A 13,853-nucleotide genomic window follows, 5' to 3' on the forward strand; every position below is an offset into this window, starting at 1 on the left:
ATCATGAGCGAGCATATTCTTGCCCTGGAAAATGTCAGCAAGCGCTTCGGCTCCGTGCTGGCCCTGCAAAACATCACCATGCGCCTGAAGGAAGGCGAAGTCCACTGTTTGCTGGGCGACAACGGCGCCGGCAAGTCGACGTTGATCAAGACCCTGGCCGGCGTGCACAAGCCCACCGACGGCCAATACCTGGTAGATGGCAAGCCCGTCGTCTTCAATTCGCCCAGCGAAGCGCTGGACATGGGCGTGGCCACCGTCTACCAGGATCTGGCGCTGGTGCCGCTGCTGTCCGTGGCGCGCAATTTCTTCATGGGGCGCGAGCCGATGAAAAAGCTGCTGGGACTGGTGCCCGTGATGGATATCGACTATGCGGCCGAGACGGCGCGCGACAAGCTGGCCGAGATGGGCATCATGGTGCGCGACCCGCACCAGGCCATCGGCACCATGTCGGGCGGCGAAAAGCAGTGCCTGGCCATCGCCCGCGCCATCCACTTCGGCGCCAGGGTGCTGATCCTCGACGAGCCGACGGCAGCCCTGGGCGTAAAACAGTCGTTCAATGTGTTGAAACTGATTTACAAGGCGCGCGAGCGGGGCATTTCCGTAATCTTTATCACGCACAATGTGCACCATGCGTATCCGGTGGGCGACTCGTTCACGTTGTTGAACCGGGGCAAGTCGCTGGGCACCTTCACCAAGGATACGGTGAGCAAGGAAGCCTTGCTGGACATGATGGCGGGCGGCGCGGAAATGCAAACGCTGATGAGTGAACTCGACGGTGTCACGATTTAAGGATAGCCATGAATAATTCCACACAATTTGCCCAGGGCCGGGCGCTGGACGTGATCTGCCTGGGCCGCCTGGCCGTGGACCTGTACGCGCAGCAGATCGGCAGCCCGCTGGAAGACGCGACGAGCTTCGCCAAGTACCTGGGCGGCTCGTCGGCGAACATCGCCTTCGGCACGGCTCGGCTGGGCTTGAAGTCCGCCATGCTGTCGAAGGTGGGCGACGACCACATGGGCCGTTTCCTCACCGACACCCTGTCGAAGGAGGGCTGCGACGTCAGCCACGTGGGCATCGACCGCGACCGCCTCACGGCTTTGGTCATGCTGGGCATCAAGGACAAGAACACGTTTCCCCTGATTTTCTATCGTGAAAATTGCGCCGACATGGCCATCGACGCATCGTCGGTGGATGCGGCTTTCATTGCCTCGACCAAGGCGCTGTTGATCACCGGCACGCATTTCTCCACGGCTGCCATGCACGCCATCAGCACGCAGGCATTGCAGCTGGCCCGCGCCAACAACGTGCGTACCGTGCTCGACATCGATTACCGGCCCGTGCTGTGGGGTTTGTCGGGCAAGGCCGATGGCGAAACGCGTTTCGTTTCGAACGAAGGCGTGACGAAACATCTGCAAAGCATCCTGCCGCAATTCGACTTGATCGTCGGCACGGAAGAAGAATTCATGATCGCCGGCGGCGGCGCGGATATCATGGCCAGCTTGCGCGCCGTGCGGGCCGCCACCCTGGCCACCCTCGTTGTCAAGCGGGGCCCTCTGGGCAGCGCCGTCATCGACAATGTGGTGCCGCACAGCCTCGATGATGCATATAACTACCGTGGCGTGCGCGTGGAAGTGCTCAATGTGCTGGGCGCGGGCGACGCGTTTCTGTCGGGCTTCCTGAAAGGCTGGCTGCGCGGCGAGGATTACGAAGCGTGCTGCCGCTACGCGAATGGCTGCGGCGCCCTCGTCGTGTCGCGCCACGGCTGCGCGCCGGCCATGCCGTCGCCCGTCGAGCTCGACTATTTCCTCGCCAATGCGGCCAAACTGACGCAGCCGGACCAGGACGCCACCTTGTCGCGCCTGCACCGCACGACGGTGGCGCGCAAGGAGTGGGATGAGTTGTGCGTGTTTGCCTTTGACCACCGCACGCAATTCTTTGAGCTGGCGCAACAGACGGGCGCGCCCGAGTCCGCCATTGCGGCCTTGAAGCAATTGATGGTGCAAGCCGTGGCGCAGACGGAAACGGCCTTGCAGCTGGCCGGCAAGACGGGCGTGCTGATCGATGGCCGCTATGGCGTCGATGCCCTCAACGATGCGACCGGGCGCGGCTGGTGGATAGGCCGTCCCGTGGAATTGCCGGGATCGAACCCGCTGCAATTCGACTGGGGCCGTTCCATCGGCTCCCACCTGCTCAGCTGGCCCAAGGAACACGTGATCAAGTGCCTGGTGCAATTGCACCCTGACGACGCCGTGGAAAACCGGCTGGAACAGGAAGCGCAAATCAAGGCCCTGTACGACGCGGCGCAAGTGAGCGGTCACGAACTGTTGCTCGAAGTCATACCGTCGGAAGCGTTGCCGCACAGCGACGACACGGTGTTACGCGCCGTCAAGCGCCTGTACAACCTCGGTATTTATCCCGAATGGTGGAAGCTGGAAAGCATGTCAGCCCAGCAATGGCAAGCCATCGATGCCCTCGTGCACGAGCGCGATCCGTACTGCCGTGGCGTCGTCCTGCTGGGTTTGAACGCGCCGATTGCCGCCCTGGCCGACAGTTTCGAGCAAGCCAGCGCCAGTACGACGTGCCGCGGTTTCATGGTGGGCCGCACTATCTTCCAGGAACCGAGCCGCCGCTGGCTGGCCGGCGAACTTGACGATGCCGGCCTGATCGCCGCCGTGCGCGCCAACTTCGAACAGCTCATTTCCCTGTGGCAGCGTACACGCAACCGTCTGGAGCGTGCAGCATGAGTACGATTCGTTTGACCATGGCCCAAGCCCTGGTACGCTACCTGGCCGCCTTGCGGGTGGAGGGGGGCGAACCTTTGTTCGGCGGCGCCTTTGCCATCTTCGGCCACGGCAACGTGGCGGGCCTGGGCGAGGCGCTGTACCAGTACCGCGACAGCTTCCCGACCTACCGCGCCCATAACGAACAGGCGATGGCGCACTCGGCCATCGCCTATGCCAAAGCCCACATGCGCCGGCGCATGATGGCCGTGACCAGTTCCATCGGCCCGGGCGCGACCAACTTGTTGACGGCCGCCGCGCTGGCCCACGTGAACCGCCTGCCCGTGCTCTTGCTGCCCGGCGACGTCTTCGTCTCGCGCGCGCCGGATCCGGTACTGCAGCAGCTGGAAGACGGCACGGATGGCAGCGTGTCGGTGAACGATGCGTTCAAGCCGCTGTCGCGCTATTTCGACCGCATCGTGTATCCGGAACAGCTACTGACGGCCTTGCCGCGCGCCATTGCCGCCTTGACGGACCCGGCCGCTTGCGGTCCCGTCACCTTGTCTTTGCCGCAAGACGTGCAGACGATGGCGTATGACTATCCCGTGGATTTCTTTGAACCGCGCATCGTGCGTTTCCGCTCCTTGCCGCCTGTCGAGCAGGAACTGGAAGAGGCGGCAGCGTTGTTGAAAAACGCGAAGCAGCCGCTGATCGTCGCCGGTGGCGGCGTGCTGTATGGCAAGGCCAGCGCCGCCTTGCAGGCGTTTGCCGAGCGCCATGGCATTCCCGTGGCGGAAACCCAGGCCGGTAAAAGTTCTTTGCCATGGAACCATCCGCTGCAGCTGGGCGCCATCGGCGTGACGGGCTCGCCTGCGGCCAACAGCCTGGCGGCGGACGCGGACGTGGTGCTGGCCATCGGCACGCGCCTGCAGGATTTCACGACGGGTTCGAACTCCCTGTTTGCGCAGGCGCAACTGGTGAGCCTGAACGTCAACAGTTTTGATGCGCTGAAACGCCGGGGCCTGGGCTTGCAGGCGGACGCGACACTCGGTTTGCAAGGCCTGTCGCGGCTGCTGGGCAGCTGGAATAGCGCGGGCCAGTGGATGGACCGGGCACAACAGGCAGGGAACGCGTGGCGCGAGACGGTCAAAAGCATCACGGGCCGGCGCGATGTGGCCGGCTTGCCGTACGACGGCGAAGTCATCGGCGCCGTGCAACGTTCTTCAGCGGACTCGACCAGCAACGATATTGTCGTCTGCGCGGCGGGCACCTTGCCGGCCGAGCTGCATAAACTGTGGCGCACGTCGACGCCGGGCGGCTACCACATGGAATACGGCTACTCGTGCATGGGTTACGAGATCGCCGGTGGCCTCGGCGTCAAGATGGCCAAACCCGATGCCGAGGTCATCGTCATGGTGGGCGATGGCAGCTATCTGATGATGAATTCGGAAATCGCCACCTCCGTCATGCTCGATAAAAAACTTATCATCGTCGTGCTCGACAACCGCGGTTATGGCTGCATCAACCGCCTGCAGCAGGCCTGCGGCAACCCTTCGTTCAACAATATGTTGCCCGACAGCGCACCGCATATCGACTTTGCCCTGCATGCGCAATCGCTGGGCGCGCTGTCCGAGCACGTGGCCAATATCGCCGAGCTGGAACAGGCCATGCTGCGCGCTCGCGCCGCGCCACGCACCTATTTGATTTGCATCGATACGGACGACACGCGCACGACCGAAGAGGGCGGTTGCTGGTGGGAAGTGGCCGTGCCCGAGGTCTCCACGCAGCCAGCCGTGCAAGCCGCCCGCGCCCGTTATGAAATTGACCGCCAAGGACAACAACAATGAACGCACCGACATGGAATGTAAAGATCGGCATCAACCCGATCTCGTGGATGAACGACGATTTACCGAGCCTGGGCGGTGAAACGCCTTTGGAAACGGCGTTGAAAGAGGGCGCCGAGATCGGCTACGTGGGTTTTGAGCTGGGCAACAAGTTTCCGAAAGATGCCCCGGCTCTGAACGCGGTGCTGGGCAAGTATGGCCTGGCGTGCGTTTCCGGCTGGTATTCGGGACGCCTGGCGCACCGCTCGGTCGAAGACGAGATCGCTTCCGTCGGCCCGCATTTGCGCTTGCTGGCCGACAGCGGCGCCACCGTCATGGTCTACGGCGAAGTGGCCGACGCCATCCAGGGCGAAGCGCGCCCGCTGTATAAACGCCCGCGTTTCCAGTCGCAGCAGCAATGGCAGGACTACGCCAACAAATTGACGGCCTTTGCCGCCCATCTGCTCGCGCACGGCGTGCGCCTGGCCTACCACCACCACATGGGCGCCTACGTGGAAACGCCGGCCGATGTGGACCAGTTGATGGCTTTGACGGGAGCCGAGGTCGGCTTGCTGTTCGACACGGGCCACATCACGTTCGCCGGCGGCGATGCGCTGGCGGTGCTCAACAAGCATATCGACAGGATTTGCCACGTGCATTGCAAGGACGTGCGCCCCAACGTCGTGAAACTGGCCCGCAACGGCCACTGGAGTTTTTTGCAGGCCGTGATCAATGGCGCTTTCAGCGTGCCCGGCGACGGCAGCATCGATTTTCCGGCCATCCTCACGCGTTTATATCTGCACGGCTACGAAGGCTGGCTCGTGGTGGAGGCGGAGCAGGATCCGGCCGTGGCCCCCAGCTACGAATACGCGAAGATGGGCCATGACTACCTGGCTAAGCTCGTCGAGGCCATCCCGCGCCTGGGCCGGGAGGCGGCATGAGTCCGCTATTAGTCAAAGCGAACAAGGCCGGCGGCAAGATCGTTGAAGTCACGCCCGAGTCGGCCGGCTGGACGCATGTCGGTTTCGCCGCGCACCGGCTTCAGGCGGGCGAATCGCTGAGCCTGGACACGGGCAAGCGCGAGCTGTGCATCGTCGTGCTGACGGGTACGGTGACCGTACAGGCCGGTGAACAGCAGTGGCGCGAGATCGGTCACCGCCAAAGCGTCTTTGAGGACCGCTCGCCGTATGCCGTGTATGTCCCGCTGGATACAACGGTCAACATCACGGCAGTGAGCAATGCCGAGGTCGGACTTTGCAGCGCGCCCGCCACGACCCACCGTCCGGCGCGCCTGATCGACCCCGCCACCATGACGCGCTCCGTGCGCGGCAAGGGCGCGAATACCCGCTATGTGTGCGACATCCTGCCGCAGACGGCCGAGGCCGATGGTTTGCTGGTGGTCGAGGTGGTCACGCCGTCCGGCCACTCGTCCAGCTATCCGCCGCATAAACACGACAGCGACAATGTGCCGCTGGAAAGCTCACTGGAAGAAACGTATTACCACCGCCTCAATCCCGAGCAGGGCTTTGCCTACCAACGGGTCTACACAGACGACCGTTCCATTGATGAAGCCATGGCCGTGGAAAACCACGACGTGGTAATGGTGCCCAGGGGCTACCACCCCGTGACCGTGCCGTATGGCTACGACGGCTATTACCTGAACGTGATGGCTGGCCCCAAGCGGGTCTGGCATTTCAAGAACGACCCGGCCCATGACTGGCTGATGACGAAATAACCTAGGACAAGACAATGACAACCCCGATGATTGGCCACTTTATTGGTGGCAACCCGATGGCTTCGCGTTCAGAGCGCACGAGCGACGTCTTCAATCCCGCCACCGGCGCCGTGACGGCGAAAGTGGCGCTGGCCACGCCTTCCGAACTGAACGCGGCCGTGGCGGCAGCCCACGCGGCGTTTCCCGCTTGGTCGCAAACCTCGCCGCTGCGTCGCGCCCGGGTCATGTTCAAGTTCAAGGAATTGCTGGAAGAGCACTCCGACCAACTGGCCGCCCTGATCACGGCGGAGCACGGCAAAGTATTTACGGATGCCAAAGGGGAAGTGACGCGCGGCATCGAAGTGGTGGAGTTTGCCTGCGGCATCCCGCAAATGATGAAGGGAGAATACTCGGAACAGGTGGCCGGCGGCATCGATGCGTGGTCGATCCGCCAGGCGCTCGGTGTGTGCGTCGGCATCACGCCATTCAACTTTCCCGTGATGGTGCCCATGTGGATGTTCCCGATGGCCATTGCCTGCGGCAATACGTTCGTGCTGAAACCGTCGGAGCGCGACCCGTCGGCCAGCCTGCTGCTGGCGCAACTGTTGACGGACGCGGGCTTGCCCGATGGCGTCTTCAATGTGGTGCAGGGTGACAAGGAAGCCGTGGATGGGTTATTGCACCACCCGGACGTGCGCGCCGTCAGTTTCGTCGGTTCCACGCCGATTGCCGAATATATCTATGCGACCGGCTGTGCGCAGGGCAAGCGCGTGCAGGCCCTGGGTGGCGCGAAGAACCACATGGTCGTCATGCCCGACGCGGACATCCCGCAGACGGTCGACGCGCTGATGGGCGCGGCGTTTGGCTCGGCCGGCGAGCGCTGCATGGCCATTTCCGTCGTCGTCGCGGTGGGCAATGTGGCGGACCAGCTGGTCGACGCGCTGGTGCCGCGTATTGCTGCCCTGAAAATCACGCCGGGCATGGATCTGTCGGCCGAGATGGGCCCGGTTGTCACGCAAGTACACAAGGACAAGATCGCCGGCTACATCGCCAAGGGTGTGGAAGAGGGCGCCAAGCTGGTGGCCGACGGGCGCGGTTTCGTGCTGCCCGGCCACGAGCAAGGGTTCTTCCTCGGCGGCAGCCTGTTCGACCATGTCACGCCGGACATGACGATCTACAAGGAAGAAATCTTCGGGCCCGTGCTGTGCATCGTGCGCGTGCCGGACTTTACGACGGCGCTGGACCTGGTCAACGCGCATGAGTACGGCAATGGCACGGCCATCTACACGCGCGACGGCAACACGGCGCGCGAGTACACGCACAGGGTGCAGGTGGGGATGGTCGGGGTGAACGTGCCGATTCCCGTGCCGATGGCCTTCCACAGCTTCGGCGGCTGGAAGCGCAGCCTGTTTGGCGACCACCACGCGCATGGCCCCGAATCCGTGCGTTTCTATACGAAACAGAAGGCCGTGACCCAACGCTGGCCCGCATCGACGGCAGCCGGCGCTGAGTTTGCCATGCCGACCCTCAAGTAAAGCACCAAGCAAACCCGGCTGGTTCGCTTCTTGCTTACTGCAATGGTTGTGTTTAGCCATTGCAGATCGCTCCCATGACGTCCAGCCGTACCCAGCCTTTGCGCATCGTTGTCGTCAACACCATTGTCGAGCACGGCGTGCACGAGAATGCGGCCTTGGCTGCCCAGGTGCAGCGCGGCAATGCCTTGCGCATCGGCTTGCTGGAATCGGGCTTCGATATCGTCGCCTCGCTGCCAGCCGACCTCTACCTCCCCGAGCGCATCGCGCAACTGCAGCCTGACCTCATCATCATCGATGCTGAATCGGACGCGCGCGACGTGCTCGAGCACATCGTCATCGCCACGCGCGACGAGCGCCGCCCCATCGTCCTGTTTACCGAAGACGGCGCCACGGCCAGCATCGATGCGGCCATGGCGGCCGGCGTGTCCGCGTATATCGTGGCCGGCCTGCATGCCGAGCGCATCTTGCCCGTGCTCAATGTGGCCCTGGCGCGCTTTCGCCAGGAAGAAAAACTGCGCGCCGAATTGCTCGACACGCGGCACAAGCTGCTCGAGCGCAAGGTAATCGAACGGGCCAAGGGTCTGTTGATGACGCATCACGGCTTGACGGAAGACCAGGCTTACCAGCGCTTGCGCAGCATGGCGATGAACAAGAAACTCAAACTGGCGGACATTGCCCAGCGTATCCTCGACGTGGAGGACTTGCTGGGATGAAGCGCGCATTTCCTGACACATGCTGGTGCAGTGCACCATTCCGGTGCATTTTCACCTGCCTGGGACCGGGCATGCACAGGCACGGTCCTTGCTGCTGGATGGCTATGGCCTTGCCCATGTCGGCGCGGCAAAACAGTACTTATCAGCAAGGAATGGTATGACACAGCAAGCGGGCACGAGTGCCCACGCGATGCGCTCCATGCATCCGGAAAAACAGACGATACGCATCGGCTACCTGCCGCTGACCGATTGCGCCTCGCTGGTGATGGCGTCAAAACTGGGTCTCGATGAAAAATACGGCATCAAGCTCGAACTGAGCCGGGAGATGTCGTGGGCCGGCGTGCGTGACAAATTGAACAGCGGCGAACTCGACGCTGCCCACGTGCTGTACGGTCTCGTGTATGGTGTGCAGATGGGCATCGGCGGGCAACAGCACGACATGGCCGTGCTGATGAACCTCAATCACAGCGGCCAGGCCGTGACCTTGTCGGCGGCGCTGGCGCGCGAGGGCGCCCACGATGGACCATCGCTGGCGCGGCACATGCGCGGCGCGGCGCGGCCATTTGCGTTTGCGCATACTTTCCCGACCGGCAACCACGCGATGCTGCTGCAATACTGGCTGGCCGCGCACGGCATCGATCCGCTGCGCGACGCGCGCGTGATGACGGTGCCGCCGTCGCAGATGGTGGCCGCCTTGCGCGCTGGCCAGATGGATGGCTTTTGCGCCGGCGAACCATGGGGCTACAAGGCCATCGTCGATGGCGTGGGCGTGACGGCCACCACCAGCGGCGCCATCTGGCCCGACCATCCGGGCAAGGTGCTGGGCACCAGCGCCGCGTTTGCGCAGCAGCATCCGAACAGCTGCCGCGCCTTGATCGCCGCCGTGCTCGAGGCGGGGCGCTGGATCGACGCCAGCGACACCAACCGGCTGGCCATGGCGGCCACCCTGGCCGAGCCCGCTTACCTGCATACGCCGCAGGAAATCCTGGCGCCGCGCATCCTCGGCCATTACCAGGATGGCCTGGGCAAGACCTGGGACGAGGCGCACGGCTTGAAGTTTTACGGCGATGGCGCCGTCAATTTCCCGTATTTGTCGGACGGCATGTGGTTCATGACCCAGCACCGGCGCTGGGGCTTGCTGCGCGACGAACCCGATTACCTGGCCGTGGCGCGCCAGGTCAACCGCATCGACCTGTACCGCCAGGCGGCGGAAATGACGGCTACGCCCGTACCCAAATCCCCGATGCGCAGCTCGACCCTGTGCGACGGCGTCGTGTGGGACGGCAGCGCGCCGGAAGCGTACGCGGCATCGTTTGCCATCGGCCACTTTTTCTGATTGGAGAGTTCATCATGGCGCAATGTGGTAGCGTGACCCTGGTCGGCGCCGGTCCCGGCGACCCGGACCTGCTGACCCTCAAGGCCGTGAAGGCCATCGCGCGGGCCGACGTGGTGCTGATCGACGACCTCGTCAACCCGGCCATCCTCGCGCATGCGGCACACGGCGTGCGCGTGGTCGAAGTGGGCAAGCGGGGCGGCTGCGCTTCCACGCCGCAAGCGTTCATCGAACGCTTGATGCTGGCCGAAGCGCGCGCGGGGCTGCATGTGGTGCGCCTGAAGGGGGGCGACCCGTATCTGTTCGGACGGGGCGGCGAAGAGCGCGCCTACCTGCGCAGCCATGGCGTGCCCGTCGAAGTAATTCCCGGCATCAGCAGCGGCCTGGCCGCGCCATCGTCCATCGGTGTGCCGCTCACGCACCGTGGCTGGAGCCAGGGCGCCATCTTCGTCACGGGCCACGGCAAGGATGCCGTGTCCGAGCCGAACTGGTCGGCCCTGGCGCAAAGCGGCTTGACGCTCGTCATCTACATGGGCGTGGCCAGGGTGGCCGCCATCCAGGCCGGCTTGCTGGCCGGCGGCATGGCGCCCGGCACGCCCGTGGCCGTGGTGCAATCGGCCAGCCTGGCCGCCCAGCGCCAGTTGCTGAGCACTTTGCAGCGCTTGCCGGACGATCTGCTGGCCAGCGGCCTGGGCAGTCCCAGCATCATCGTCGTGGGCGACGTGGTGCGCTGCGCCGATGCCTGGGATGACCATGGCGTCGGCGCCTTGCTGGCCGGGGCACTGCGGGAAGCTTAAGCACCCGGTGTTTCCAGTGCAACCATCGTACGCGCTTTTTTTCTTCCACAAGCGCGTCGGGCATGAGCTTTGATAGTATCCTCGTACTTGCTGGGCGGCCGCAGCGCCGTCCATTCGAGGAAACCGGAATAAGCGATCGACAATGCACACTTTGAGCAAGGGCGGGGCGGGATCAGGTATCAGGATATGGGCGGGTGGCCTGCTGCTGGCCCTGGCGGTGGGCGGCGCCTTGTATGCGGGCGCGGCGCGCACGGTCAATGACGACGCCGAACAGCGTTTCGACAATCTCACGCATAGTGCCCAGCACAGCCTGATCACGCGCGTAAAAAGCTATTCCGACCTGCTGCGGGGCCTCGAAGCCCTGTTCCGCACCAGCGAGCACCTGACGCGGCGCCAGTTCCACGATTACGTGGCCGGCCTCGATATCGTGCGCCAGTTCCCGGCCATCGAATCGGTCAACTATGCGGCGGCCGTGCCATCGGCGCAGCGCGCCGCCTTCATCGAGTCCGTGCGCAAAGACACCAGCCTGGCGCCGCGCGGCTATCCTGCCTTCACCATCCGGCCTGCGGGGGAGCGGCCGGAATACACGGTGCTCACCTACCTGGAACCCGATTCCCTGCTGGCCGAACGCATGGGCGTCGATATCGGCGCCAACCCGCTGGTGGCGCAGTCGCTGGCGCAAGCGCGCGACAGCGGCAAGGTCAGTGCGTCGGGGCAGGTGATCATGATCAAGGGGCCGCCCGCGCATGTGGGCCTGGGCATGCGCCTGCCCGTGTACCGCAATGGCATGCCGCAGGGCAGCGTGGCCGAGCGCCGCGCCGCCTACCAGGGTTCCGTCGGCATCGGCTTTGGCGTGGCGCGGCTGGTGCACAGCGCGCTCGAACGCAGCGCCCTGGAACCGCTGCACCTGACCCTGTACAGCGCGGCCGGTCCTTTGCCGGCCAGCGGGGCCCTGTCCATCACGCCGCAGGACCGCCTGCTGTTCAACGATGACGGCGACCTGGCGGCGGCGCCGCCGCAACCGGGCAGCGATGCCGGTTATTTCGACCGGGTGCTGCCCGTCGCCTACCAGGGGGGGCTGTGGAAAGCCCATTTCCGCGTGCGCAAGGCGGAGCTGTACAGCCCCTTCGACCGCTACTTTCCATGGCTGGCGCTGGGCGTCGGCGTGGCCGGCACCCTGCTCATCTATGGCTACATCTTTACCTTGTACCGCTCGCGCCGCAACGCGGTGGCGCAGCGCACCCTGCTCGATACGGTGCTCGACAGCGTCGATGCCTACGTCTACATGAAGGATGCCGACCTGCGCTACCGCTACGTGAATGCGCGCACGGCCACCATCCTGGGCCGTCCGGTGGAGCAGCTGATCGGCCGCCAGGATGGCGAGTTGATGCTGGGCGATGCGGCCGCCGCCGCGCAGCTGACCGAGCGCCAGGTGTTCGACAGCGGCGCCAAGTTCGTCGGCGAGGAGCGCTTCGTCGATGCGCAAGGGCAGGTGCATCACCTGTGGAGCGTGAAGGTGCCGCTGGGCTTGCCCGGTCCCGTCACGGGCCTGATCGGCCTGTCCACCGACGTGACGGAACTGCACCGCCTGAAAGAGCAGGCCGACGCGGCCAGCCAGGCCAAGAGCGACTTCCTGTCGAACATGAGCCATGAAATCCGCACGCCGATGAACAGCATCATCGGCATGGCGCACCTGGCGCTGAAATCCGTGGCCGACGCGCGCCAGCGCGACTATTTGCAAAAAATCTATCATTCGGGCCAGCATTTGCTGGGCCTGATCAACGATATCCTCGATTTTTCCAAGATCGAGGCGGGCAAGCTGGAACTCGAGGTGCTGGACTTCCGTCTCGACACCCTGCTGGCGAACATCGCCAGCCAGCTGGGCGACGCCGCCGCCGTCAAGGGCCTGGCGCTGCAGTTCGATATCGCGCCGGAGCTGCCGCAGCGCTGGCGCGGCGACCCGCTGCGCCTGGAGCAGGTCTTGCTGAACCTGACCAGCAACGCCATCAAGTTCTCCGACAATGGCAGCATCTTCGTGCGCGTGCGCCAGTCCGAGGAGCGCGGCAGCCATGCCATGCTGCGCTTCGAAGTGCAGGACCGGGGCATCGGCATGAACCAGGAAGAGGTGGCGCAGCTGTTCCGCTCCTTCCACCAGGCCGACCCGTCGACCACGCGCAAGTATGGCGGCAGCGGCCTGGGACTGGTGATCAGCAAGCAGCTGGTGGAGCTCATGGGCGGCAAGGTGGGCGTGTACAGCCAGCCGGGCCTGGGCAGCACCTTTTGGTTCACGGCGCGGCTGGAGAAAAGCGCGCAGGCGTCCGACGAGCGCATCGCCGAAGTCGAGCCGGAAGTGTTGGGCGTGATACGCGGTGCATCCATCCTGCTGGTCGAAGATAACGTCTTCAGCCAGCAGGTGGGCTGCGAATTGCTGGAAGACGCCGGCGCCACGGTCTGCGTCGCCAGCAATGGCCGCGAAGCGCTGGAATTGCTGGCCCGCCAGCGCTACGACTGCGTGCTGATGGACGTGCAGATGCCGGAGATGGATGGCTTCGAGACGACGCGCCGCATCCGCGCCGACCCCAAACTCACTGGCCTGCTGGTGATCGCCATGACGGCCAACGCGGGCAGCGAAGACCGCGCCCGCTGCCTGGAGGCGGGCATGGATGAATTCGTGACCAAGCCGATCGCCCCGAATCTGCTGTTTCACCTGCTGGCGAAATGGTTCCGTCTGCGCGGCGGCATCGGCAACATCGGCAACATCGGCCGCATGCGTGCAAGCGACAGGCTGGCGGCGGCGCCGGCAGCACCGTCATCGGCCGCCGCGCCGGAATTGCGCGACACGGCGATCCTCGACCTGGCCACCCTGGCCCTCACGTTCAGCAATGACGCCGTGAAGATGCGCAAATACACCCAGCTGTTTCTCGACACGGCACGCGACGGCATCGCCGAAATGGAGCAGGCCATGGCACTGGAAGACCTGGGGCGCCTGGCCGACCTGGGCCACCGCAGCAAATCGTCGGCGCTGGCCGTGGGCGCCCATGCCTTTGCGGGCCTGTGCACGTCGATCGAAGGCTTGCGCGTGGGCGGCGACCTGCAGCAGGCGCGCGTCTTGCTGACAGCCCTGGGACCGGCGCTGGCGCAGGTGGCGGAACAAATTTCAGTGGAATTTGCCGCCAGCGACACCCCCTGACGCAAGCAGCGGCGATAATAGGCGTTTG

At 64.5% G+C, this 13,853-nt stretch carries 10 protein-coding genes; all 10 read left to right on the forward strand.

What is annotated here, in order from left to right; all coding sequences use genetic code 11:
* Positions 1 to 3: 3 nt before the first annotated feature.
* A complete protein-coding gene (locus tag JAB6_RS12090) occupies positions 4 to 789 on the forward strand; it encodes an ATP-binding cassette domain-containing protein (RefSeq protein ID WP_070303058.1) in 786 nt (261 codons plus the stop codon).
* An 8-nt stretch (positions 790 to 797) separates the two neighbouring features.
* Positions 798 to 2,744 carry a 5-dehydro-2-deoxygluconokinase gene (iolC, locus tag JAB6_RS12095; protein WP_070303059.1) on the forward strand — a complete coding sequence of 649 codons (1,947 nt, stop codon included), beginning with the start codon at positions 798 to 800 and terminating at the stop codon, positions 2,742 to 2,744.
* Positions 2,741 to 4,567, forward strand: a complete 1,827-nt coding sequence (iolD, locus tag JAB6_RS12100; RefSeq protein WP_070303060.1) for a 3D-(3,5/4)-trihydroxycyclohexane-1,2-dione acylhydrolase (decyclizing) — start codon at positions 2,741 to 2,743, stop codon at positions 4,565 to 4,567. Before iolC ends, iolD begins: the two co-directional genes overlap by 4 nt.
* Positions 4,564 to 5,484 carry a myo-inosose-2 dehydratase gene (gene iolE / locus JAB6_RS12105; protein ID WP_070303061.1) on the forward strand — a complete coding sequence of 307 codons (921 nt, stop codon included), beginning with the start codon at positions 4,564 to 4,566 and terminating at the stop codon, positions 5,482 to 5,484. The genes iolD and iolE overlap by 4 nt, the downstream gene beginning before the upstream one ends.
* Positions 5,481 to 6,278, forward strand: coding sequence for a 5-deoxy-glucuronate isomerase (gene iolB / locus JAB6_RS12110; protein WP_070303062.1), 798 nt, complete (start codon positions 5,481 to 5,483; stop codon positions 6,276 to 6,278). The genes iolE and iolB overlap by 4 nt, the downstream gene beginning before the upstream one ends.
* A gap of 14 nt (positions 6,279 to 6,292) precedes the next feature.
* On the forward strand, positions 6,293 to 7,792 hold the full coding sequence (locus JAB6_RS12115; RefSeq protein WP_070303063.1) for a CoA-acylating methylmalonate-semialdehyde dehydrogenase: 1,500 nt from the start codon (positions 6,293 to 6,295) through the stop codon (positions 7,790 to 7,792).
* A 74-nt stretch (positions 7,793 to 7,866) separates the two neighbouring features.
* A complete protein-coding gene (locus JAB6_RS12120; RefSeq protein WP_070303064.1) occupies positions 7,867 to 8,505 on the forward strand; it encodes an ANTAR domain-containing response regulator in 639 nt (212 codons plus the stop codon).
* A 157-nt stretch (positions 8,506 to 8,662) separates the two neighbouring features.
* Positions 8,663 to 9,841, forward strand: a complete 1,179-nt coding sequence (locus tag JAB6_RS12125; protein WP_070303065.1) for a CmpA/NrtA family ABC transporter substrate-binding protein — start codon at positions 8,663 to 8,665, stop codon at positions 9,839 to 9,841.
* Positions 9,842 to 9,855: 14 nt separating this feature from the next.
* Entirely contained in the window at positions 9,856 to 10,635 is a 780-nt protein-coding gene (cobA, locus tag JAB6_RS12130) for a uroporphyrinogen-III C-methyltransferase (protein ID WP_070303066.1), read from the forward strand.
* Positions 10,636 to 10,777: 142 nt separating this feature from the next.
* Positions 10,778 to 13,825 carry a CHASE domain-containing protein gene (locus tag JAB6_RS12135; protein ID WP_070303067.1) on the forward strand — a complete coding sequence of 1,016 codons (3,048 nt, stop codon included), beginning with the start codon at positions 10,778 to 10,780 and terminating at the stop codon, positions 13,823 to 13,825.
* Positions 13,826 to 13,853: the final 28 nt, after the last annotated feature.

The sequence above is a fragment of the Janthinobacterium sp. HH104 genome, assembly GCF_001758715.1.
Taxonomy (GTDB): domain Bacteria; phylum Pseudomonadota; class Gammaproteobacteria; order Burkholderiales; family Burkholderiaceae_D; genus Janthinobacterium; species Janthinobacterium aestuarii.

Bases quoted from the DNA above. Each gene is read 5' to 3' on its own strand.
- cobA (WP_070303066.1), top strand. From the start codon at position 9,856: ATGGCGCAATGTGGTAGCGTGACCCTGGTCGGCGCCGGTCCCGGCGAC.
- iolC (WP_070303059.1), top strand. From the start codon at position 798: ATGAATAATTCCACACAATTTGCCCAGGGCCGGGCGCTGGACGTGATC.
- JAB6_RS12135 (WP_070303067.1), top strand. From the start codon at position 10,778: ATGCACACTTTGAGCAAGGGCGGGGCGGGATCAGGTATCAGGATATGG.
- iolB (WP_070303062.1), top strand. From the start codon at position 5,481: ATGAGTCCGCTATTAGTCAAAGCGAACAAGGCCGGCGGCAAGATCGTT.
- JAB6_RS12125 (WP_070303065.1), top strand. From the start codon at position 8,663: ATGACACAGCAAGCGGGCACGAGTGCCCACGCGATGCGCTCCATGCAT.
- iolD (WP_070303060.1), top strand. From the start codon at position 2,741: ATGAGTACGATTCGTTTGACCATGGCCCAAGCCCTGGTACGCTACCTG.
- JAB6_RS12115 (WP_070303063.1), top strand. From the start codon at position 6,293: ATGACAACCCCGATGATTGGCCACTTTATTGGTGGCAACCCGATGGCT.
- iolE (WP_070303061.1), top strand. From the start codon at position 4,564: ATGAACGCACCGACATGGAATGTAAAGATCGGCATCAACCCGATCTCG.
- JAB6_RS12120 (WP_070303064.1), top strand. From the start codon at position 7,867: ATGACGTCCAGCCGTACCCAGCCTTTGCGCATCGTTGTCGTCAACACC.
- JAB6_RS12090 (WP_070303058.1), top strand. From the start codon at position 4: ATGAGCGAGCATATTCTTGCCCTGGAAAATGTCAGCAAGCGCTTCGGC.